Annotated in this window: 22 protein-coding genes and 1 pseudogene; 13 read left to right on the forward strand and 10 right to left on the reverse strand. The window is 53.1% G+C overall.

Annotated features, from left to right (window positions below; genetic code table 11):
* The first annotated feature begins 2 nt into the window (after positions 1-2).
* A complete protein-coding gene (locus ACXJJW_RS06925; RefSeq protein WP_456475006.1) occupies positions 3-1,262 on the forward strand; it encodes a COG1361 S-layer family protein in 1,260 nt (419 codons plus the stop codon).
* Positions 1,263-1,279: 17 nt separating this feature from the next.
* On the opposite strand, the gene ACXJJW_RS06930 is transcribed toward ACXJJW_RS06925, so the two are convergent.
* From ACXJJW_RS06930 to ACXJJW_RS06945, 4 genes are all read right to left on the reverse strand, one after another.
* Entirely contained in the window at positions 1,280-1,525 is a 246-nt protein-coding gene (locus ACXJJW_RS06930; RefSeq protein WP_456475007.1) for a hypothetical protein, read from the reverse strand.
* Positions 1,526-1,540: 15 nt separating this feature from the next.
* Positions 1,541-2,647: an NAD(P)/FAD-dependent oxidoreductase gene (locus ACXJJW_RS06935; RefSeq protein WP_456475008.1), complete on the reverse strand. Its 1,107-nt coding sequence runs from the start codon at positions 2,645-2,647 to the stop codon at positions 1,541-1,543.
* Positions 2,648-2,716: 69 nt separating this feature from the next.
* A complete protein-coding gene (locus ACXJJW_RS06940) occupies positions 2,717-3,790 on the reverse strand; it encodes an ABC transporter permease (RefSeq protein WP_456475009.1) in 1,074 nt (357 codons plus the stop codon).
* A complete protein-coding gene (locus ACXJJW_RS06945) occupies positions 3,787-5,598 on the reverse strand; it encodes an ABC transporter permease (protein ID WP_456475010.1) in 1,812 nt (603 codons plus the stop codon). Before ACXJJW_RS06945 ends, ACXJJW_RS06940 begins: the two co-directional genes overlap by 4 nt.
* 91 nt (positions 5,599-5,689) lie before the next feature.
* On the opposite strand from ACXJJW_RS06945, the gene ACXJJW_RS06950 reads away from it, so the two are divergent.
* The 7 genes from ACXJJW_RS06950 to ACXJJW_RS06980 all read left to right on the forward strand — a co-directional run bounded on the left by ACXJJW_RS06950 (position 5,690) and on the right by ACXJJW_RS06980 (position 14,117).
* Complete coding sequence (locus tag ACXJJW_RS06950; RefSeq protein ID WP_456475011.1) at positions 5,690-6,595, forward strand: ABC transporter ATP-binding protein; 906 nt, start codon at positions 5,690-5,692, stop codon at positions 6,593-6,595.
* A 46-nt stretch (positions 6,596-6,641) separates the two neighbouring features.
* Positions 6,642-7,970, forward strand: a complete 1,329-nt coding sequence (locus tag ACXJJW_RS06955; protein ID WP_456475012.1) for an ABC transporter substrate-binding protein — start codon at positions 6,642-6,644, stop codon at positions 7,968-7,970.
* A 63-nt stretch (positions 7,971-8,033) separates the two neighbouring features.
* Positions 8,034-8,705 carry a metal-dependent hydrolase gene (locus ACXJJW_RS06960; protein WP_456475013.1) on the forward strand — a complete coding sequence of 224 codons (672 nt, stop codon included), beginning with the start codon at positions 8,034-8,036 and terminating at the stop codon, positions 8,703-8,705.
* A gap of 330 nt (positions 8,706-9,035) precedes the next feature.
* Positions 9,036-10,577 (forward strand): hypothetical protein, encoded by a 1,542-nt coding sequence (locus tag ACXJJW_RS06965; RefSeq protein ID WP_456475014.1) that lies wholly within the window; start codon positions 9,036-9,038, stop codon positions 10,575-10,577.
* 146 nt (positions 10,578-10,723) lie between these two features.
* Positions 10,724-11,194: a thioredoxin family protein gene (locus tag ACXJJW_RS06970; RefSeq protein WP_456475015.1), complete on the forward strand. Its 471-nt coding sequence runs from the start codon at positions 10,724-10,726 to the stop codon at positions 11,192-11,194.
* The gene (ccsA, locus tag ACXJJW_RS06975) at positions 11,194-13,611 is read left to right on the forward strand and encodes a cytochrome c biogenesis protein CcsA (RefSeq protein ID WP_456475016.1); all 2,418 of its coding nucleotides are present in this window, start codon (positions 11,194-11,196) and stop codon (positions 13,609-13,611) included. Before ACXJJW_RS06970 ends, ccsA begins: the two co-directional genes overlap by 1 nt.
* Complete coding sequence (locus tag ACXJJW_RS06980) at positions 13,608-14,117, forward strand: hypothetical protein (protein WP_456475017.1); 510 nt, start codon at positions 13,608-13,610, stop codon at positions 14,115-14,117. The genes ccsA and ACXJJW_RS06980 overlap by 4 nt, the downstream gene beginning before the upstream one ends.
* On the opposite strand, the gene ACXJJW_RS06985 is transcribed toward ACXJJW_RS06980, so the two are convergent.
* Positions 14,114-14,983 (reverse strand): malate dehydrogenase, encoded by an 870-nt coding sequence (locus ACXJJW_RS06985; RefSeq protein WP_456475018.1) that lies wholly within the window; start codon positions 14,981-14,983, stop codon positions 14,114-14,116. The two genes, ACXJJW_RS06980 and ACXJJW_RS06985, sit on opposite strands and share 4 nt — an antisense overlap.
* Positions 14,984-15,110: 127 nt before the next feature.
* On the opposite strand from ACXJJW_RS06985, the gene ACXJJW_RS06990 reads away from it, so the two are divergent.
* Genes ACXJJW_RS06990 through ACXJJW_RS07005 form a run of 4 tightly spaced genes read left to right on the forward strand, consistent with a single transcriptional unit; the run spans position 15,111 to position 17,900 of the window.
* Positions 15,111-15,290, forward strand: coding sequence for a hypothetical protein (locus tag ACXJJW_RS06990; RefSeq protein WP_456475019.1), 180 nt, complete (start codon positions 15,111-15,113; stop codon positions 15,288-15,290).
* Between the two features lie 55 nt (positions 15,291-15,345).
* Positions 15,346-16,344 carry a polyprenyl synthetase family protein gene (locus tag ACXJJW_RS06995; RefSeq protein WP_456475020.1) on the forward strand — a complete coding sequence of 333 codons (999 nt, stop codon included), beginning with the start codon at positions 15,346-15,348 and terminating at the stop codon, positions 16,342-16,344.
* A 9-nt stretch (positions 16,345-16,353) separates the two neighbouring features.
* Positions 16,354-17,244: a nucleoside recognition domain-containing protein gene (locus ACXJJW_RS07000; protein WP_456475021.1), complete on the forward strand. Its 891-nt coding sequence runs from the start codon at positions 16,354-16,356 to the stop codon at positions 17,242-17,244.
* Entirely contained in the window at positions 17,241-17,900 is a 660-nt protein-coding gene (locus ACXJJW_RS07005; protein ID WP_456475022.1) for an endonuclease III domain-containing protein, read from the forward strand. The genes ACXJJW_RS07000 and ACXJJW_RS07005 overlap by 4 nt, the downstream gene beginning before the upstream one ends.
* 95 nt (positions 17,901-17,995) lie before the next feature.
* On the opposite strand, the gene ACXJJW_RS07010 is transcribed toward ACXJJW_RS07005, so the two are convergent.
* From ACXJJW_RS07010 to ubiE, 5 genes are all read right to left on the reverse strand, one after another.
* Positions 17,996-18,268 carry a hypothetical protein gene (locus ACXJJW_RS07010; protein WP_456475023.1) on the reverse strand — a complete coding sequence of 91 codons (273 nt, stop codon included), beginning with the start codon at positions 18,266-18,268 and terminating at the stop codon, positions 17,996-17,998.
* 1 nt (position 18,269) lies between these two features.
* Complete coding sequence (locus ACXJJW_RS07015) at positions 18,270-19,007, reverse strand: oxygen-binding di-iron domain-containing protein (protein ID WP_456475024.1); 738 nt, start codon at positions 19,005-19,007, stop codon at positions 18,270-18,272.
* Between the two features lie 90 nt (positions 19,008-19,097).
* Positions 19,098-20,219, reverse strand: coding sequence for a tyrosine--tRNA ligase (locus tag ACXJJW_RS07020; protein ID WP_456475025.1), 1,122 nt, complete (start codon positions 20,217-20,219; stop codon positions 19,098-19,100).
* Between the two features lies 1 nt (position 20,220).
* Entirely contained in the window at positions 20,221-21,294 is a 1,074-nt protein-coding gene (locus ACXJJW_RS07025) for a 60S ribosomal export protein NMD3 (protein ID WP_456475026.1), read from the reverse strand.
* A complete protein-coding gene (ubiE, locus tag ACXJJW_RS07030) occupies positions 21,291-21,998 on the reverse strand; it encodes a bifunctional demethylmenaquinone methyltransferase/2-methoxy-6-polyprenyl-1,4-benzoquinol methylase UbiE (RefSeq protein WP_456475027.1) in 708 nt (235 codons plus the stop codon). The genes ACXJJW_RS07025 and ubiE overlap by 4 nt, the downstream gene beginning before the upstream one ends.
* Positions 21,999-22,160: 162 nt before the next feature.
* Here ubiE and ACXJJW_RS07035 point away from each other — a divergent pair.
* Positions 22,161-22,503: pseudogene (locus ACXJJW_RS07035) on the forward strand (menaquinone biosynthesis decarboxylase); the annotation flags it as partial.

A 22,503-nucleotide genomic window follows, 5' to 3' on the forward strand; every position in this document is an offset into this window, starting at 1 on the left:
ACATGAAAAGAATGCATTACGGACCAAGAATTTTACTTCTGCTATCCATGATGCTGGCGGTTCCTGCCGTGGCAGGTATTGAGGCTGACTTCTATGCCGTCAGCATAGCACCGACACAGGTAGAGCCCGGAGAGACCGCCATCCTGAACATTACCCTGAAAAATTTAGCTCCGACCTATGCCGTCTATTTAAAGGCAAGTCTGGACCCGGACGACACATCACCGGTGGACGCCATAGGTGCCCTGCGAGTATGGCTGAACCGGGTGGAGAGCGCCCAGGAGAGCCCCCGATACTTTGGGGTTGTTCTTAGAGGCGATGAGGTCACCCTTTCCTATCCGATCCACGTAAAGCTTAACACACCTGAGGGTGTGTACAAGACACCACTGAAGCTGGTATGGCAGAACAATCTCATGGAAGAAAAGACGCAGACCATCCTGCTGGGAATCCTGGTGAAGGGTGGTATATCCCTGGGTGTGGCCAGCGTCGACACAGACCCCGCTAAAATCAGGAGCGGCGACGACAACGTCAAAATCGTGGTGAAGGTACACAACTCCGGCGAAGCTGTGGCCAAAAACGTAAGGGCGAGGCTTATAACAGATGGGCCATTCAAACCCTCTTATTCCAACAAGAACCTCGCCTATCTCGGCAGGCTTGATGCCGGCACTGAGCAGACCGCCACGTTCTACCTGGACGTCGAAGAGACAGCCAGGCCCGGAAATTATGTTCTTCCTCTGCTGTTAAGCTATGAGGACCTCCGAAACAACAGGTTCGAGGTTCAGGAAGAGGTGAACATAATAGTCGAGCCAAAACCCTACTTTGATGTGGTCGGCACAAAGCTAGTTCCCGAGTTACCGAAGCCCGGAGAGCGTGCCCTGCTCTACCTCGACATAAAGAACATTGGCCATGAAAACGGCGAGTCAGTGGACGTGCGGGTTGTTAGAGAGGCTGGACAGCCCTTTTCCTTTGACATAAGAAGCGATTTCATAGGCACCCTGAAACCTGGGGAAACCGGAACAGCAGCACTCGAGTTTGACATCGACAAGGATGCGATACCCAAGGAGTACCTGCTGAGGCTTATTGTCAGGGCCACGGGAGACACAGAAAAGGGCGACACCAACATCTACACCCAGGAATTAAAGGCCCCGGTTAGTGTAGGAAAGGGTGGCAAATCGAGCAACAGCCTCAGATATGCGGCTTTACTTGCTGGCATCGCAGTTGCAGCGGGACTTCTGTACAGACGGCGGAAGCAGAGCACCTCCTGAAGGAGGCTTCAGCACGGTCAGACAAATCTGTTGTAAATCCTCCCGAATAGATATCCGTATACAAACCCAACCACAGCGGCTTCAAATATCCCTGCAATTATCCCTACGATGCTCAGCGAGAAAAACACATGCCACTGCTGCATCATCTGCACGCCCGTGGTGTATATCCCCAGCCTTCCGAGTACGCCGAGCAAAAGCATTGTCGCCCCGGAAAGAATTGCCGCAGCATAACCCAGCGCAGGTGCATTAAGTCTTTCACCCATTTTTATTCACCTCCATCAACGTGTTAACATAAACCCCAGCGGGGCTGATAAACGTCCCGCATAGTTTAAATCTTCCTCAAAATATGCCTTTAAGAGGCGTTGCGCAATATCTCCGCCAGAGTCGACCTTCTCTATCACCCTGTTGAAGGCCCAGTCGGGGGCATTGTATGCAATCTTCTGGATAGATAGCAGGGTATCATAGAACTTCTTTGATTTAAGCACCTCATGTCTGTAAATTTCCAGAGCCTTGGTGTGCTCAAGCTCCCCCCTCTGGACCTTTGAAATAAGACCCCCGAGCATCTCGGCGTAGATGAAGGCCTTTCTTATACCCTCCGCCGTCCCTGGCAGAACCTGCCCTGCTGCGTCCCCAACAACAAATATGTCCTTCACCACAGGGTCCCTCATGCCCAGACATGGAATAATTCCACCGTGGTGCCCAGAATGCCATCGCCTGAGACCAAGGAAGTCTAAAAATCTTCTGTTCAAGTCAACAAGATTGACCTTCTTGAGACTCCCCACGCCTATCCTCGACATGCCATCCGCCAGAGGAAAGACCCATGCATAACCTCCGGGAATTAATCTGCTTCCAAAGTATATGTGGATGGAATCTGCATCGTACTCGGCAACTGTTTCAAGGCCGGCGACTTTATGGGTCATGCTGGCATAGCCCTGCCTGAGACGCGAAGCTACCGCGGCACGCCAGCCGCTGGCGTCGACGATGAGCCTTGAAGAGTATGCATCACGACCGCACTGCACTTTTTTCAGGTCTCCGGCTTCCACGCCCGTAACCTCTGAGCCGGTTTTTATCTCGGCATTCCGCAGGTGCTCCGAGACCGAGGTGCAGAAGGTTCTGTAGTCTATGGTGCAGTAGGGCATCGGGAGGTCGATTGCAATCTCCCTCCCACCAGGGGAATGGAGGGTTATGGTGTCAAGCCTTCTGAGGATGCTCTTCTCAGCGCCCAGTCTCTTAACCCACTCCAGAGGAGCCCCGCAGGTTGACCTCTGCCTTGCTCCCACCTCTTCCTCTCTTTCAAGAATCAGCAGATTTTCAGCCTCAGTAAAGTATGCCGTTGCAAGACCCGCAAAACTCCCGCCCACAATTATGGCATCATATTCTTCCATGCATATCTTTTCATAATGAGCGTATATGGTCTTTTCGTGTTCCAAAATGAAAGTTTTTGCCGAGGACAGTTAGCACATCGTCATGCCTCTATCCTTAAATCCATTCACACTTCTCCTCAGGGCAAGATAGAGGGGCAGGGGCATGAGCACAAACAGGGCAAGGGGGACAGGCTCAAAAGCCCCGCCCAGGGAGAGGCTGGTCACCGCACTGAGGGGTGAGATGGTGCTGAACTGCATCCCTGCCAGAAAGAGGTTCATCAGTATCAGGGAGTAGAGGAAGTGGGCTGTGGCCCTTTTCCTGTAGCTCAGCACCAGCAGGCTTGCTGATATTATTAAAACAAGGGCGACGCTGAGGGTGAAGAGAAGGATTAAAGGCTCGCGCTCTACCGCAATGCCATTTGCCTCAAGCAGCCTAATCCACAGAAAGGACTGAAGGGGCACTATGGAGAGGCATACGAGAATTTTGGCATTTACAACCTGAAGCAAGCTTAAGGGTGAAGACAGGAGAATTTCCATGGTTTTTTTCTCCATCTCCTCTGTAAGCAGGTCTATAATCAGCCCCCCTGCAATGAAGGCAGGGGCGAGTAGGAGCAGGGGTATGAGTATCCCATATATGAATTCAAAATAGCTGGATTTAACCCTGGTCTCCTTCACCCTGAACTCATATCCCAGCACTTCCCTGAGTTCTCCGGGCAGGTATTCAATCACCCTGCTGCGGAGGGTCTCCTCGTACCTCTCAAGGGGCTCCTTCAGATATGAAGCTATAAGCGTGGCCTTGATGTCATTCTTCGGGAGATAGAGGTCTATCTTGACAATGGACCCTCTGGAGACCACAAGCACACCGTCCACCTCATATTCATAGAAGGAGTTCAGCGCCCTGGAAAAGTCTTTGAAGAACAACAGGTTGAACTTTCCCTCCTGCCTGAGGAGATTTACCAGCTCCGGGTCCGCAGAGACCACCGCCAGATTGACCTTCTCTGTACCATAGGTGCTCAGAGTTTCGGGGGAAACATAGCTCATAACGCCCACTATCAAAAAGGCAGAGAAGGAGGCTATTAAAAGCTGAATCAACACCGTCAGAATCAGGGTCTTCTCTTTTATCAGACTCCTGAACTCCTTCTTCGCAAGGATAAACTCCTTCACTGTATCCCCCCTACCACACTGTAATTGTAGAGAAGGTGCGCCGCACTTACAAGGAAAAGAACGAGCAGAAAATTCCTGTTAACCCTCCCCCGGCTCCACACCAGGCCCAGGGCACTGGCAGAGGTCAGCATCACATGCAGCATAAGAGTTCTGAACAGATACCCTCCGAGGAAAATAACAGAGCCAAACAGCGAGTTGTAAATCTGGGACAGAGTTACCAGGGCAATCAGCTTCTCTCCGATAAAGAAGCCCAAACCGCAGAGGGCGCCGAGAAGCACCGTCCTGCCGGGGCTGAGTTTTGAGTACCTCACAACCCCAACCACAAAGGCTATCTTAATGGCCTCCTCTGAGAATGCGGAGAGGGTTATCATCAGATTGAGGGAATAGGGGAAGGGGACCTGAAACAGGGCCACTATGAATATCAGCTCGAGCATGTATGCCACTATTGCCGCCATGATTCCGAAGACCACACCGCATGCAAGCCTTCCTTCAAATCTCTCCCACATTATGTTAATTCCGTAGAAGATCTTATGGGTTATGCTCTTCTGAGAAAACAGCACCTCTTCTCGGAACATAAGGGCGCCAATGAAAAAGAGGACTGCACTTATCGCAAACAGAGGAAAGGTTGTAAAGATATATTGAGAAACCCCCACATTTCCTCCCTCCAGCACACTTACTATCATTGAAACTGGAGAGATGTTGCTTACTGTGTGTATGTCCACAAACATCGCAGGGAAAAACAGAAAGGAGAAAAATATTACAGAAATGAAGATTATAATAAAGGAATTCTCCTTATAACTCCTGCTCAGAAGGGAGGCTAAAAAGGACAAAGACAGGAAGAAAAGGATGACTGGAATCAACACGAGAATTATCTCTGCCTCCACCCTCTTAATTAAAATCAGGGCAACTGCCGTTGCGCTGCCCAGTGCCAGAAGGAAATGCACAAGGGTCTTGCCAGCCACCACCTCCTCTCCTCTCAAAGGGGACGTCAGAAGTAGCTCAGCACGACGGTTGGTTCTCTCCTCCAGCATACTGGAGGAATAGAACTGGGAGAAGAGGTATATGGGAAAGGCAAGCAGAAAAGTTAAAAGCACCGACCTAAAAGGGAGTGGAGGCGAGAAGATGGCAGGCAGGGTTATACGGGATTCCTCCTGACTTATACCCTTCGTGTCAGCTGCACTCCCTCTATACCTCTCAACCAGATTCACAACTTCAGAGTTGCTCAGAGAACTGGGTTTGAGGCTCACCTCCCCTTCCTGGAGGCCCTTCTTAACAGGAGCCTCCTCCACCCCGCGCTCCTCATTAAATGCAGATGTAAAGTACTGGAACTCTTCAGCCCGCTTTAAGTAGTGGGGCTGAATCCAGAGCGGAAAGGCGTACTTAACATTCTCCTCATCCACCACCCAGAGGGCCATGCTCCTGTACACCCTCAGTGCCTGAGACAGGGCATCCAGGGCCGCAAGGGATTTTTCAGAGTCGGTGTAGATAACCCTCGTCCCCTCTCCCGAGACAACGACGAGGAGGTCCAGACCTCCTGTTCCAAGCAAATCCAGCCCCTCCTCCTCATCCACATAAAACAGCCTGAACCTCCTGTCATACTCAAGGGCAGAGTTTATTATCCTGTCCTCACCAGAGATTCCTGCAGAATACAGCACCTGTCCCGAGGATTGCATGCCCACAGAGAATAAAAACAGAGCTGTAAAAGAGGCAAAAAGGAATAAGGTAAGGAGCGTGACATTAAGATTGAATTTTGGTTTCGAGCGTTTGATTTCCCACTTTGATATGACCAGAATATTTTTAAAATTCATTTTTTATCATTCTATCACGGGATTTCTTAACTTTTTTGTTTCGGCGGCTGAAAAATAATACTTAAGTAATCTGTCCTGGACATTAGAGACGATGATAAAAGTTGAGAATGTATCAAAAAAATATAGAGATTTTAGAGCTGTGGACAACATCTCATTTAAAATTGATAAAGGCGAGATTTTCGGGGTGGTGGGTCCAAATGGTGCCGGAAAAACATCGGTTATTAAAATGATTGTGGGCCTGATAGAACCATCGCAGGGTGATATCTGGATTTCTGACTACAGTATCAGAAACCAGCCAGAAGAGGCAAAAAGGATAATAGGGTATCTGCCGGAGGAGACTCCTGTATATGAGGACATGACAGCTGAAGAATACTTGAGCTTCTTTGGGGAGATTTATGGAATAGAAAAGCAAAAAATAAAGGAAACAGCTGATTCCATCCTGGATGACCTGAACCTCAAGCACAGAAACAGGAAGCTGGGCGAAATGTCAAAGGGTATGAGGCGCAAAGTTGCAATTGCCCGCTCCCTGATAAACAACCCGGAGGTTCTGGTTTACGATGAACCAACCTCCGGCCTGGACCCAATAACCTCCAACTACGTAATGGAGTACATCAGGAGCCTGAGGGGCGAGAAAACCATACTTCTGACCACCCACAACCTGTACCAGGCAGAGAAAATCTGCGACAGGGTGCTGATACTGAAGGATGGCAGGAAGGTTGCCATGGGGCCTGTGGAAGACGTCAAGCAGAGGTTTGGGGGTATTAGATATGCACTCTGGTTTAAACTGGATAATGTAGAAGAAATCGGATTGCCGGTGGAAAACAGAAATGGTTTTAAGGTTGCCTTCAGTTCCAATATGGATGAAATCAATTATCTGGCAAAAGAGGTGTTTCGCAGGGGAGGGGATGTTGTAAGGATAGAACATCAAACCTTAGACCTCGAAGAGGTTTTCCTGAGGGCGATTACCCAAAATTATAAATATTCTCCTTTTACTTAGGATGCTATGGAATAACATGGCAGAGGAGGTGCCGAGGTTGAATAATGTGAGCAGAATATTGATACCGCTTTTGCTTCTGGTGCTCATCGCCGGATGCGCCCAGAAGCCTGCGGAGGAGGGGGCACCAAAGGCTGAAGCTCAGGCTCCAGAAGCGATACTAATCGGCCTGGTGGCGCCGTTAACCGGCCCGGCGAGCACCACAGGCAATGACATGCTGGAGGCGGCTGAGCTTGCGGTGGAGGAGATAAACGCCCAGGGTGGAGTTTATGTGAAGGAGTACGACAGAAAGCTCCCGCTAAAGCTCTACAAGGGCGACACAGAAACCTCGACAGAGGGCGGCGTTAAGGCGGTTACAAAGCTTATAACCGAGGACAGGGTGCACGTGCTTGTGGGCGGCTTCTCGAGCAGCATAACCTACGCTGACCAGGTGGTTGCAGCAGAGCACGGGATGCCCTTCATAATTACAGGAGCAAGCTCACCTGTCATCACGCGCAGAACAGACATCGACACCTCAACCTTCTTCCACCACTGCCCGACCACCGACGACTACTCAGAGGCAACGATGCTCTTCGTGGACCAGGTTATAAGGCCAGCGATAAACGCCAAATTCGGCTTCAGCGAGGACCGCAAGCTTCGTCTTGCAATGGTATACCAGGAGGGTAAGTACGGCGAGGGTGTCCTCGAGGGTGTGAAAAAGGCGATTGAAAAGCACAACCTGAAGATAACCCTCGTTTCGGAGGAGAAGTTCAAGCGCGGAGAGAGCGACTTCCGCACAGTACTGACGGCGGTCAAAGCCGCTAAGCCGGATGTGGTTTACCCCGCAACCTTCCTGAATGAGCAGGTACCTCTGGTTACGCAGGGCAGGCGTGATGTGGGCCTGAACACCATCTACCTCGCTGTGGAAGCCACAGATGACCCCGACTACTACAAGGACGTGGGCGAGTGGGGCGACTACTCCATACAGGAGAGCAGGTTCTCACCCTACACCACGCCGCCTACACCGGTAGGCGAGAGGGCAAAGCGCTTCAAGGAGGCCTTCCACGCCAAGTACGGCGATTACCCGAGCATGATGGGCGCCTCGACCTATGAGGGTATATACATCGCAGCAAAGGCGATAGAGACGGCAGGCAGCCTGGACAAGGCGAAGATTGTGACTGCCCTCAACGAGCTTGAGATGCCTGAGCTGGTTGAGCCGATGAAGGGTGGCAAGATAGCCTTCAGCCAGGACTACCGTGAGAGCAAGTTCCAGCTGTACATGCAGCAGCTGCGCTTTGACCCGAAAATAGGCGAGCCCAGGCCCAGGATAGTCTGGCCCGACAGCCTGAAGGAGGCGGACTTCGAACTTCCAGAGTGGTATGAACCGGGGGCGCCCTAGGGCGGCCTCTTTTTTTTCTTTTTTAGGATGATAACTTTTGGACAATAGGGTGGAGGTGGATAGATGAAGATAACTTGGCAGGGACATGCATGTTTTGAACTCTCCGGCAGCAGGCGTGTGCTTATCGACCCCTTCATTACAGGCAACCCCCTTGCAAAGGTTAAACCAGAGGAGCTCTCGCCTGATGTGTTGCTTATTACCCACGGACACGAGGACCACATGGGCGATGCGGTGGAGATTGCCAAGCAGACAAAGCCCAAGATTGCTGTTATCCACGAGATAGCCGTGTTCTTTGAGGAGCAGGGAATCGAGGCAGAGGGGATGAACATCTACGGCTCTGTGGATTTGGACGGGGTTAAGGTTACCCTGGTACCAGCGCTGCACTCCAGCAGCTACGCAGGGCGGTACATGGGCGATGCAGGGGGCTACGTGGTTGAGCTAGACGGCATTAAGGTGTACCACGCGGGTGATACTGGTATCTTTGGGGACATGCGCCTGATAGGCGAGCTCTTTTCGCCGGATGTAATGCTCGTGCCCATCGGTGACAGGTACACCATGAAACCGCGCATCGCAGCTCGTGCAGTGGAGCTGGTTTCGCCTAAGCTTGCGATACCAATGCACTTCGCCACATTCCCTGTGCTTGTGAGCAGTGCACAGGAGTTCAGGCGCCTGGTGGAGGAGGGTGGCAAAACTGAGGTTGTGGTGCTGGAGCCGGGGGAGAGTTACAAGGTATAACCCCTTTCTTAATACCATCCCAGTATAGGGTAAAGTAGGTATATGATTCAAAAACATCTGCTATCTGCGATTTTGGTATCAGCCCTCTTAATCAGCGGCTGTGTCCAACAGCAGGAAATTGAAAAACCTCCCGAACCACAGCAACCAGCTCAGATCGAAAAAGAAATCATTCCCCCAGAATCACGGGTTCAATCTGAGCTGCCCTCTTCTCCGCCTCCACCGCCGCCGGAATCACAAATTCCACCGGAGCCAGAAAAACCTGCTCGGCCAAAATGGACAGCGGGGGGTATAGCTATTGCTGGAAGCTATGCTGACGCCGAGGTGGTCAAAGTGGGGGAAAATAGGTACCGGATGTATTTTGGGGGCGGGGGTTTTGAGAAAGGTGGTGAGGCAGAAATTTTTTCGGCAACCTCCTCTGATGGAATTAACTGGAAAATGGAGGCTGGAGTAAGAATCAGGTCAGCCGTTTTCCCCGACGTGGTGAGGCTTCCCGATGGAAGATGGAGGATGTATTTTCAAAAGGGCGGCGTTATAAGAAGTGCAATTTCTAAGGACGGCCTTACCTGGCAGGAGGAAGCGGGAATCAGAATAGGTCGGGGAGGACACGATAATCTGGACGACTATGGAATAGGGGCATCGACGACCATAAGACTTAAGGATGGAAGCTATCTGATGGTTTACAGAACTGAGAAGCGCCAGAAGTTTTGCGAACATTCACCAAATCCTTCCAGTTTCTTTTTATTTTATGCCGTCTCTAAAGACGGTATAAATTTCAAAAAGAAGGGGATAGTCCTCGATTCCCGCAATGACGTTTTCTGCGACCTTTTAGACGGGCCTGAGCTTGTCCTCTGGGACGACGGGAGGCTGCACCTGTTTTTCTGGTCTCACAGGGGCGTGTATGAATCGATTTTTGAAGGCGATATATTCTCAGAACCAAAATTGGTTTTTCCCAGAGCACCTGGGGAACACCCCCCGGCAGACCCCACCCTGATTAAAATCAACGATAAATGGTTTATGTATTACGGCCAGTACCAGAAGGGAATATTTTTTGCCACTTACGGCGGGGCAACTAAACCGCCCTCCTCTCAACCTGTCTCCCGCTGGACCAAGGAGGAGGGAATTCGCGTCGAGGGCGGCGTACCCTACATCGTCGCCAGACCGGAGGGTGGCTACAGGCTTTATTACTGCAGGGCTGAAGGAATCTTCAGCGCTGTTTCAGAAGACGGGTTAACCTTTACCGAGGAGCCAGGGGTTCGGATAATGGGAGGGTGCGACCCCACCCTTGTAGAGCTGGAAGACGGCAGATATAGAATGTACTACAAAGTGGAGTTGGATATGGATACCCATGTGATTCATAGTGCTGTCTCAACCGATGGGCTGACCTGGGTTAAAGAGGGTTTGCGATTTCAAAATATGGGCGCCCCCTGTCATGGCTGGACCAGCGTCCCTGATGCCGTGCGTCTGCCGGATGGAAGGGTGAGGATATATTTTGTGTGTGATAAGATGCTAAATGCGGTGGCCAGCATAATCTCCCGTGATGGTCTAAATTTCACTCTGGAAGATGGGTTACGTCTCGAACGGGCAGTAGACCCCAATGTAATTAGATTGCCTGATGGCAGCTACCGAATGTTTTATGCCACGGCCCCTGAAGGTCAGCCGGTGGTGCCTCCGAACCGTATCTACACGGCCCGTTCCGAGGATGGCTTGTCCTGGACTGTGGAGGGTGAGATACTGCGTGCCGGAGGTCCCTATGATCCAGAGATGGTCGTGGACCCGAGCGTTATTGCCCTGCCCTCAGGTAAATACAGGCTTTACTATGGAGGTGGTGGTCCTGTAACTCTCAGCGCCATCTCGCCTTTGAATGATCAGTGACTTACACTCCCGGGAATGCCAGGCAGGAGAATCTTCTGTCGTGGTTTTGTCATCTTGAAAAGGCTTTGTTCTGCTACTTTTTCACTTTGCCAACAAAAAGATAATTAAATATCATTAAATATTTTTAAAAGAAAGGAGAATACTTCATGCTAAAAACCAGGAAGATACTCACAATTGCTGCAATTGGGGCTGTGGTTTTATTTGCCTACTATGCCACCAGCGCAACGCCTGTGATAAGCGACCAGAATTACACCTATATCGCTGAGCTGAAGTGGTACAACACATACGACGTGGGAGCTAAGGCAGCGGTGGAGGCAGAGAAGCCCATGATGGTATACTTCTGGACCATATGGTGCGTGTACTGCGAGAAGTATCACAAAGATGTGTTCTCCAGGGAGGACATAAGGAAGATTCTCTCCGAAGATTTCGTGAGAATTGCAATAGACATGGATGTGAACAAGGAGGATACGCGAAGATTCAATGTGCAGGCACCGCCGCATGTAATTTTCATGACCTCTGATGGAGAGGTAATAACCCGCGTCCCCGGCTACATGCCCGCGGACGAGTTTAAAAAAGTTTTACTCAACGTTAAGGCCTCCGTAGGAGGAGCGCAGTAATGAACCTGGGCGATGTGCTTCTTGGCGTGGCGCTCCTCACAGGCTCAGCCACTGCTGCACTGCTGGTGCTGCCCTATAAAGAGAAGCTGGAGAGGCTGAAGAGGACAACCCTGGTGCTCTTCGCAACCTCCCTCACAGCCGCCTTTTTCCTTCTCCTCTACTACTTCGCAGTAAGCGACTTCAGCTTAGCCTACGTCTGGAAGTTCAGCAGCAGTAGCTATCCCCTCTACTACAAGCTTTCAGGTACACTGGCAGGGCAGGAGGGCACACTCCTCTTCTGGGCCATGCTGATAGTGCTCAGCGCCCTGTGGCTGGAGCGTGGAGAGGAGAGAAAGCTCTCTTTCGTGAGGCACACGCAGCTAATCGTCGTAGTCCTGGGGCTCTACTTCACCTTTCTCACCTTCCTGCAGTCGCCCTTTATAACAATCTATGAGGCCTTTTCGGGCATCACACCTGGCTACATGCCTGAGGACGGCAATGGTCTAAACCCCCTCCTGCTCGACCCCTGGATGGCCACCCATCCCTTTACCACCTTCCTGGGCTATGCGGGCACAACGATACCCTTCGCCGGGGCACTGGTTTACCTGTTCACCACCGGCAGGGCGCGGGGCGTAGAGGGCTCCGCCCAGAGGCTGTGGGTTACCAAGGGGCTGCAGTGGCTGCGCATCGCCTGGCTGTTCTCCACAATATCAATGGCATTCGGCGGGATATGGGCATACAAGACCCTGGGCTGGGGCGGCTTCTGGGCCTGGGACCCTGTGGAAACTGCGATGCTTCTGCCCTGGCTAATGCTCACCGCAGCGATGCATGTTGCCCTGGAGCACAGACGGGACAAGACAAAGTACAACGTGCTGGCACCGCTGCTGGTTGCCTTTTCCTTCTCCCTGGTGGTGTATGCCACCGCCGTAACGCGCAGCGGAATCTTCGAGAGCGTCCACGCCTTCATCGCGGGCGATGTGGGTAAGTACATAATGCTTCTGGTGGGTATCTCCTTTGTTGCGCCTCTCCTGCTGGGGCTCTGGAAGTACACCCGCGTAGGGAGGAGGGAAGAGGGGGATCAGATTATAAACAGGACAAACATATTCTATGCCGCCATCCTGGTCTTTCTCATAATGAGCTTCATCTCCTTTTATGGGATAACCTTTCCGCCCCTGATGAAGCAGATAACAACACAGAAATACGCCATAACAAAGCAGTTCTTCAACCTCTGGCTCTACCCCTTCTTCCTGATTCTCCTTCTGCTTATAGGTCTGGGGCTGCACTACCGCGCTGACAGAAAAAAGGAGGTGCTCCAGGGCTTTCTTGTCTTCGCCATACTAACCCTGGTGGCGGTGTTCATAAAGCCCAGCGAGGACTACAACATCGTCGACTACACCTCCTTCATCTCTGCCTCAAAGCCGCTGCTATACTCAACCATAGGTGAAATCTCATCGCTGAGCGTGATTCCACCTGTCTTCTACATCCTCTATGCCTCCGTGGAGAGGCTGCGCCGCTTCACCTCTTCTCCGATGCAGAGAAAACTGAGAGAGGCAGGGGTTGTTGCAATCCACATTGGGGTTGCCCTTATCGCAATAGGTGCAGTATTCTCCTCCATTTTCACCAGTGAATTCTCTGTAACCCTTAACAAGAACCGCATAGGGGAGGAGAAGGTTCTAGCTCAGGCGGTATTCCATGAGGGCTTCGGCAGGCTTGGCACCTGGGGTGTGCATCAGGGCGAGGTCATGAGCGACTACAGGATAAAGCTCCTCGACTACCGCGAATACATCGACTACGGCAGCGCCTCCGGGTCTGGCTCAGGTTACGGTATGAGCATAGCTGAGTTCCGTGCTTCCATTGCGAAAGGTGATATCCGGGAGGAGTATGCGGTCAGGGGCACCGCTGGCAGGGTGCTCAGAACAGAGCATGCCGCATTCATAAAGCTGACCGACAGCAGCGGTGAACTTTGGGTGGCAGCCGACCCGAGCCTCAAGATACCTGCGGGCATGGAGACAGTAGTCGTGGGCATGCCCCTCCTGGGAGTCAGAACCCCTGATAGCGGTGATGCCACCGACGTGGTGCTCATCGCCAGCGAAGTAGACGACGCCCTGATAAACGCCTTCAGGAAGGTTCAGCTTGCCCGCGTTGCTATTTACAAAGGCGACGCAAGGATAGGCGAGGGGGATGTGAAGTTCGAGATGTACAAAAACGGCGACGCAAGGAGACCCCTCATAGACCGCAGCTTAGTGAGAGATGTTTTTGTTGTTCTGGACTCGCCCACCTATCAGGGGGACCTTTCAATAACCGTTAGGATAAAGCCCCTGCTCAATGAGATATGGCTGGGCGTAATTCTGTTTGTCGTGGGTATAATACTGTGCATCTCCTACGAGGCCCGCAGCCCGCCTTCTGCCCAATCCCGGAAAGATGAGGTATCGCCATGAAAGCAAAAAATGCGATTCTCGTGCTGCTTGGCATAGCCCTGCTCGCAGTAGTCGCCTTCTCTGCCCAGGGCGAAAAGGAACCCGAAGAGGCCCAGCCACAGGGGGCGATAAATCTCCATCCTGCGAACTTCACCCTGGCGAGCCTGAAGGGCGGGGAGGAGGCGCTGCGGGAGGTAAGGGCACTTCACCGGGGCAGCGCGGCTTTAAATCTGGAGGACGCCCTTGTTGCCGAGTACATAAGCCCCAAGGGCAGGCTTATTAAGGTGTGGGTGGGCATCGCGCCCAATCAGAGCGTGGCTTCGGAGATGCTCGCACTCATGAACACAGGGATGCAGAGCTCCAGGATGTTCTCTCCCGAGGGCAGCCTGAATATGGGCGATATCCTGGTGTTTACAGCCAGTGGCATGGGCGAGAGGCACTACTACTATGCCCACAAAAACAGGGTGGTCTGGATTTCTGGCACGCTGAGCGAAGAGGAGCTCCGCACGCTGGTGGAGAGTTTTTAAGCCTGAACCTCAAGTGCGCCCTTCACCGTCTCCACAGAGCGCTGGAAAAGCCGCGCTTCTTCTTCCGTGAGTTCAAAATCCACACTTCTCACACCATTCCGCGAAATCTCAGCGAGGCAGCCTATGTAGAGCTGATGTTCCCTGACATAGGTGGAGACAGGATAAATCCCGCCCTGCTCAATCGCCTCTATCACCCTTGCAATCGCCACAGCGGGGGCAAACCATGTCCCTCCCTTGCTCTCAATCACCTTCGCAGCACCCTCCCTGACCTCGTCGAATACGCGCATGAGCTCTTCCTCTGGATGATTGCTGCTAAGCCTGAATACCGGGAGCATGCTGTCGCCGTGCTCCCCGAAGACATAGGCCTCCTCCCGGTAGTCCACCCCCAGCCTCATTTTTAGCATCGACTTAAGGCGCAGGGTGTCGAGAAGTGTCCCAAGGCCGAAGACGCGCTCCTCGGGTAAGCCGGACTCCTGCCAGGCGTGGTAGGTGAGCACATCCACAGGATTTGAAACCACAAAGAGCATAGTATCTCTGCACTCCGCCATAACCCTGCGCACCACATCCCGAATTATCCCCACGTTTCTGTGCCTCAGGTCGAGACGGCTCATCCCGGGCTTTCTTGCGGCACCCGCAGTGATTATAACCACATCAGAGCCCTCAACTCCGGCGTAGTCGTCGCCACCTCTGACAACCATATCCCTGTTAAACCCGGATAGGGCATGGGTTATGTCGAGAGCTTCGCCAGCAGCACGCTCCTTTGCAATATCCAGAAGGTAAATCTCATCAACCAGACCAAGATTCACTATTGCATACGCTGCAGTTGAGCCAACCCTGCCAGCTCCACCAACTATGCTCACCTTCATAAAAATCCTCCTGTAAAAAGATGGTCTATCACCGCATTCTAACCTAAAAAATATTTTTCACATCACGGCAATCGCCGATAGCAACATTTATAAATACGCGAATGTTTAATAATAAAAGGTGATTCACATGGAGGGACCAAGAGACCCAAAGGTATATCGCGAACCTGACCTTGAGGTATATCCCCCCAGGCTCTGCGACGTCGTGGGTGTATTTACAGGTTACAAGGTGAAGACCAAAAGGGATAAAAATGGGGATTTGCTCCTGATAGTCTCAGACGGGGGGAAGAATCACCTCATAAAGGTGTAGTTTTCCAATACTCTTTTTAAGACGTTAGTGCATGGGATTACCCAGAGGTTTTTTAATGGATGCACTGTGGCAGCTGGTAGAGGATGCCTATCCAGAATTTGGAAGGGACATGGAGGCCATTGAGAAGCTGCTTATTGAGAGTATCCCCCAGGCTACACCCACAGAGCTCTACAGCGCCTCAAGACACCTCATCCTGACGGGTGGGAAGAGGGTCCGCCCTGCTCTGGTGCTCCTCTCCTACAAGGCTGTTAATCCCGATGGTGAGGTCTCATATGTTGCGCCCATCGCCGTTGGAATTGAGCTGATACACACCGCTACAATAATCCACGACGACATAATAGACCTCGCCACCATGCGGCGGGGCGTGGCCACTGTGAATGCCAGGTGGGGGGATGACATAGCCATCCTGGCGGGTGACCTGATATTCTCCCGTGCCTTTGGTTTCATAGGTGCCCATCCCGTGAGGGAGGTGAGTGAGGTTGTCAGCAATGCCTGTATGCACCTGGCTGAGGGCGAGGTTCTTGAGACGCTTCACACCGGCAATGCCTCGCTGACAGAGGAGGTCTACCTGGAAATCGTGGAGCGTAAGACAGCCAGCCTATTCGAAGCTTCCGCTGACTGCGGGGCGCTTGCTGCCGGGGGTAGCGGGAGAGAGGTGAGAGCGCTCTCGCGCTTCGGCTACCTTCTGGGCATAGGATTTCAGATGACAGACGACCTCCTCGATGTGGTCTCCGGAGAGAATGTGCTTGGAAAGCACGTGGGCATGGACATCTCCCTGGGAAAACCCACCTTTGTTATTCTCCATGCGCTCCGCAATGCCCCTGAGAGGCAGAGAAAAGAGCTTGAGAACATTCTCAAAAAGGACAACAAAACCAGGGAGGACGTCAGGAGAGCGCTGGAGATATTCGAGGCTTCTGGCTCAATAGAGTATGCCAGCAGAAGAGCCAAGCACTTTATTGAAAAGGCAAAGGAGGAACTCAAACAACTTCGCAGCACCCCTGCGAGGCGTGCCCTTGAGGTGATTGCTGAATACGCTATAAGAAGAGAGTTTTAGGGGGTTGACGTGAGCTACATCCTGGAGACTCTGCTCTACCTGTGCGCAGGTGTTGTTGTCGCAAACCTGCTGCTTGAGTTTGGCTTGACAGGCTACCTCACAGGGGTGATAAGGCCCTTTCTCGCCGCCTCTCATCTGAGCGGTGAGGTTGCAGCCAGCGCCCTCGCAAGGATGCTGAGTCCCAGCGCTGGCTACTCCTCTCTTGCCGAGTTCCACCGCCGCGGCGAGGTCAGCGAGAAGGAGGTGCTCCTCACCACATTTCTTACCTCCTTCCCCTATGAGCTTCTCCGCGTGCCAAAGTTCTACCTCCCTGTCGTTGTGCCGCTGCTGGGTGCACCTCTCGCCATGAAGTACATGGCGATTAAGCTGGGCAGCGGATTTATCCAGAGCTTTGCGGCTCTGGTGTATGCGAGAACTGCACTGCCGGAACGCGAGGTTGTTCTTAAAGGGGAGGTGAGCAGGGGGAGTTTGCGCAGTGCCCTCGCCCTGAGCCTCAAAACCCTCCTTCGGGTTGTGCCGGTGTTCCTGGGCGCATACCTGGCGGTGCAGTACCTTCTTGCCTCTGGCATGCTTGAGAAGCTTGCTGTTCTTGCTCAGCCGGTTATGGCGCTGTTCTCCCTCCCCGGCGAGGCGGCCATTGTTATCGCCACGCAGCTTGCGAATGTCATCGCAGGCTTTGCCGTGGCCGGAGAGTTCCTGAAGCAGGGGGTAATGGGTGAGAGGGAGGCGCTCATCACCCTCATTGCAGGGCTTGTGCTCTCCCTGCCCAGAATCTATGCCCAGCACACACTGCCTGTGGTGGCCTCGCTTTTTTCGCGGGGCATGGCTTTGCGGATAATCCTTCTCAAGATAACCTTCGAGGCTATGGCGTTGCTGGTGATGCTTATGGTGTTGCTATGAGTGTACTCGACAGCCTTACCTGGGAAGAGCTTCTGGATACCATGGAGAGGGAGGCGAGAAGGCGAAAGGCGCCGGTATATGAATTCAAGAAGCAGGTGACAACGCCCTTCAGAACCCTGGTCTCTGTACTCCTCAGCTCTCGCACCCGCGATGAGACAACCGCAAGCGTGACAAAGCGCCTTTTTGAGCGCGCTGATTCACCTGAGGAGCTCCTTGCGCTGAGCGAGGAGGAGCTGATCAAACTCATATACCCCGTGGGCTTCTACAGGGTCAAGGCGAGAAAGCTCAGAGAGCTTGCCAGGGCACTGATTGAACACCACTCGGGAAAGGTTCCGGCGAGCTATGAGGAGCTTACAAAGCTCCCTGGTATAGGACGCAAAAGTGCAAATATTGTGCTTGCCTACGCTTTTGGCAAAAATGCCATAGCCGTCGACACTCATGTGCACAGGCTGAGCAACCGCCTGGGGATAGTGGCCACGCGCAAACCCGAGGAAACCGAGAGTGCACTGCACGCACTTGTGCCGGAGGAGCTTAAGATCCGGCTCAACCGCACCTTTGTCGCCTTCGGGCAGGTGGTGTGCAGGCCGGTAAGGCCTCTGTGCCATGACTGCCCCCTTGCCGAGGTATGCCCCAAGATTGGGGTGGAGTCCAAGTGATTACCCTATCCTTCCATACTCATCATCAAATCTTACAATATCGTCCTCCTCAAGGTGCTTTTTAAGGAGGAAGGAGAGCAGAGAAAGCCTGCTGATTACAGCGGATTCTCCAGCCGGTTTTTTATGAAAAAGTTGTTCAGCGCCACCCTGCAGGAGATTACCGAAACCTCGCCGAACTCCTCGCGCAGGCGGTTCATAAATTCCACCAACAGCTCCCTGTCGCTCTTGCCGGGAGGTGTGCTGATTATGTTGCCATTTCTCCCGACGGTTATCCCCTGCCTTGCCGCGAAGTCTATTATCTTCTCAGGGCCGTAGACACCAAACTCCCGCCTTATCACAAGCTCCAGCGCATCCCTGTAGGTTGCCATCTCAATCACCAATGAGCATGTACTCCCCGCAATCCAGGTTCTTGAGCGCATCGATATAGCGCTGCACATCCTCGCGTATTATGGAGCCGTGCTGCGGTGCAATCATCTTAATGTCCAGCTTTTCCAGCTTTGACATGTTGTGCCTCAGTATCTCCCTGCTGGGCATGTAGTGCTCGTGAAAGGCCTTCATGGCCTCGATGTACCACTCGTCAGCGTAGAGACCCCAGTTGTAGGAGAGCCCGCCGAAGAGGTCACCCGAAAAGAGTATCCTGCTCTTGGTGTCGTACATCACCGTCATTCCCGGGAAGTGGCAGTAAGGCATGAATATGAACCTGAGCTCCCTGCCGCTTTTTAGCTTTAGCCTCCAGTTGTGCATGTCCACCGCATGGTAGTCGCTCTTTATACCGTAGAAGGGCAGGAGGAAGGTTGTTCTGGTGTGGGTGAGCACTGTGAACCTCTTCTTCAGCTTCTCCTCCAGCAGGGGTATGCCGGTGCACAGGTCAGGGTCCTGGTGCGACACGAAGATGTAGTTCACCCTTTCCGGCTCAACCACCGACTCCAGCTTTTTATAAAAGATTCCGAAGTGGGGCACAGAGCCGGGCTCTATGAGCACCACGTCCTCGCCGTCATCTATTAGATACGGGTTCGACCTGAAGGCAGAGTTTTCTTCGGTCCAACCCAGCCAGTATATCCCATCGGATATCTCCACAGCCCTGCTGTAGTCGAAATCCCCTCCCATGATACCACCTGCACGTGGTTGCTGCTTCTGAATATTTAACCTTTTTCTTTCGATGTGCAAAACAGAACTGAAATAAAAATAAAATTCAAATCACCGCGTGACGTTGTAGCTCCTCACCCTCTCGTAGAGCTCCCTCGCCTCGCGGTTGCGCTCAAAGTGCTCCCGCACCGGGGCGATGAGCTTATCCAGGTACTCGGCAATGGCGTTCTTCAAATCCTGGGGGTGGAGCTTCTCCTCGCGGTAGTCCCTCTCGAGCTCTGTGTAGGAGTAGTAGGTCACATCGCCGCCGTACTTCGCGGGCCTTGTGATTGTGAACTCGTCGAAGGCGCGGAAGATTATCTCCCTGGCGTAGTCGAGAATCGGGTTGCCCTCCACCACCTTTATTGGACAGAAGGCCTTTGAAATCTTGCGCTTTATGTCCTGCTTCGAGTCGTGCACAAAGATGGCGCTCTCGGGCATGGACTTGGACATCTTCGCCTCCAGGGCATAGCCAACCTTCTGCCTGCTCTGCTCAGCCTTCGATGCGAAGCCCTGCAGGCCGAGAAGCATGTGGTGACTCACCACCACTGGTTTGCCGTTAACGCCTCTGCCCTCATAGCCCAGAAGCTTGACCATACCCCTCTTGTCGGCTATTTCGCGAGCGAGCATATTCACCTTGCGCTGGTCCATTCCCAGCTGGCAGATATCCGCGCGAAGATGGAAGATGTCGGCGCACTGCATGCTGGGGTAGAAGACGAAGGCCGCCGGGTTTGAGACGTCCTCCTCTCTGCCTGCTATGGCGAGGCTGCGCAGGGTTCGCTTAAGCGTGTGGTTCTTTGCTATTAAAATCACCTTCCTCCAGTACTCCTCGTCGGAAAAGAAGTCCTTGTGCCACACCACCTCAACGCGGCGCATGTCTACGCCCGCGGCGCGCCATACCTCGATAAAGTACCTGCCGGCGTCGCGTATCTTCTCTATATCGCCGCCCAGCTTGTTGTTTATCCATGCGAAGGAGTCCGCCAGCAGCAGCTTGAACCTCACCCTGGCCTTGAGCAGGTCTCTGAGCAGGAGGGGGCGGTAGATTCCCACTGGTAGATGCGCCAACCCGCTGGGTTCAAAGCCGTCATATGCCACCGGCTCAGCCTTCGTCTCCAGAAGCTGGCGGAGCTCTTCCTCTGTGACAACCTCTTCGGCCACACCTTTAATAAGCCTGAATCTCTCCTCAATATCCATTCTATTCCTCCAGGGGTGTTGCGAGAAGATAAACCCTACCTTCAGTCTCGAAAATTCGCACTTCCTGGCCCACCTTTAAGGGAAGCGGTGTATCGAAATAAAAAGTTTTGTAATCTTTAAACTCCAGCACCTGCACCCTGTCCTTAACCACCTCAGTCACCATCCCCTTCACCGCATCCTCGGCCCTGCCCAGAATCTTCACGCCCTCGAGGCGCTTCTCTGTCAGCGAGAGGGTTTTTCTAGTATCCAGGTCGAGAAGGCGAACCCTGCTGTGGCTCAACCCCAGCACCTCGCAGACCTTTCCCTGCACACTGACCACATCACCCCGCCTGAGCCTCGGAAGGCGGTAGGCAATGGTGTGGCGTAGCATGCCCTTCCCGCTCTCATCCACACCCACAAGCTTTGTGGAGGTTGTTATGGTGCCGCCATACTCTGCGAGCAGGAGGTTTGCTATCCTCTTTGCAAGCTTTGCAGAGCCCAGGTAGAAATCCAGACCCTCCTTCAGCTCAGTGTAGTCTGAGATAAACGCCTTGGCCTCGCCCCGTCTCGCCTCAACCTCACGGCGAACAAACTCTGAAAGCTCCTTCCTTTCCTCTGGGGTAAGGGGGGCATGACCTCTGATTTGAAGCACCGCCTCATAGTAGCGCGAAGCCCTGCGCTGACAGGTATCGCAGAGGGTTAGCCTTACGCCCACACCCACCTCCCTGAAAAACTCCACATCCTCTTCACCCACTCTGCCTTTAACCTCCAGGCGATACCTTGCCAGGTAGTCCTTCGGCGAACTCCTCGACAGCCCGAGAAAGGCAATGCCCACTCTGGCGTTGGAAATACCCTCCACTCGCACATTTTCCTCTATCGCCGAGAAGCCAGCCTCCTCCACAGCCTCCTCAAGGTTCTTCGCACGGCGCTCCCACTTCCCGCGCTTCAGCACAGCGTTGCACTCTCTGCAAACCCTTGATTTAATCCTGGAGGGCAGTGCCACAGCTACCCTGCGCTCAAGGTGACATTTCATGCACAGGGAATCTATAAGCCTCTCACTCTGCCTTCCGCACCTGACGCAGAATTTCCCACTCATTTTCTCTGCCCTACGTAAACTGCTACAGTGCCCAGGGTTAGAAGGTGATATCTAACATTCTCAAGCCCCGCCTTTTCCATGAGCATACAAATCTCCCCTGGCGAGGGAAACTCAGCCACTGAGGCAGGGAGATAGGCGTAGGCCTCCCTTCTGCCTGTGATGAGGCCGCCAAGGAAGGGCAGAACATGGAAGAAGTAAAGCGAGTACAGCCATCTCAGAAACCTGTTGGGCGGGAGGGTGAACTCCAGCACAACCACCCTTCCGCCCCGCTTTGTCACACGCACAAGCTCGCGAAGTGCATGCTCAATCTCCGCAAAGTTTCTCAACCCAAAGGCGACCAGAACGGCATCAAAGCTCCCGTCGCGAAAGCACAGTGTGAGGGCGTCGCCGAGGGTGAAGTGCACATTTTCCATTCCCCTCTGCTCAGCCTTCTGTTTCGCTGCAGAGAGCATTTCTGCGCTGAAATCGACGCCGATGACGCTGCCTCCGTCCACGCGCTTTGCAAGCTCAAATGCCAGCTCGCCCGTACCAGTGGCGACATCCAGGGCTATGTCTCCATTGCCCAGCCCTGCCGCATCCGCTGCGAACCTGCGCCAGTAGGCATCCCGTCTCAGGCTGAGCAGGGAATTTGCCAGGTCGTAGCGCCCCGCTATGGAGGAGAACATACTGCGAACCTGCCTGGCCTTTCCTTCGCCCAGCTGCATGGAAGCGATTATGCAGGCGAGCTATGTAAACTTAACCTCTGGGAACCCCGCTGGAGGGTTCCTATAAACTGGAATCTACCGGTTGCTGGGAGGTGATAGGAACCCCGCTGGAGGGTTCCTATCAGGCAAAAGATTTTATTACCATGCACTCAACTCCTTACCATGGTATACCGAGACCTCCATGATTTTATCGCCGCCCTCGAAGAGCGCAGCATGCTAAAGCGAATAAAGGTAGAGGTCGACCCGGTGCTTGAGATTTCGGAGATAGTCGACCGCGTAAGCAAGCGCCGCGGTCCCGGGCTGCTCTTCGAGAAGGTAAGGGGAAGCGAGTTTCCGGTTGCCGCAAATCTCTTCGGCAGCTATGAGAGGATGAAGCTCGCGCTGGAAGTGGAGCGCTTTGAGAGCATAGGCGAGTCCCTCGCCGAGCTGCTCATGCCAGAGATTCCCTCCAGCATAAAAGAGAAACTCTCCAGCCTGGCAAAGATTAAAGAGGCCCTCTCCTTCC

It is taken from the genome of Candidatus Pyrohabitans sp. (genome assembly GCF_054014795.1).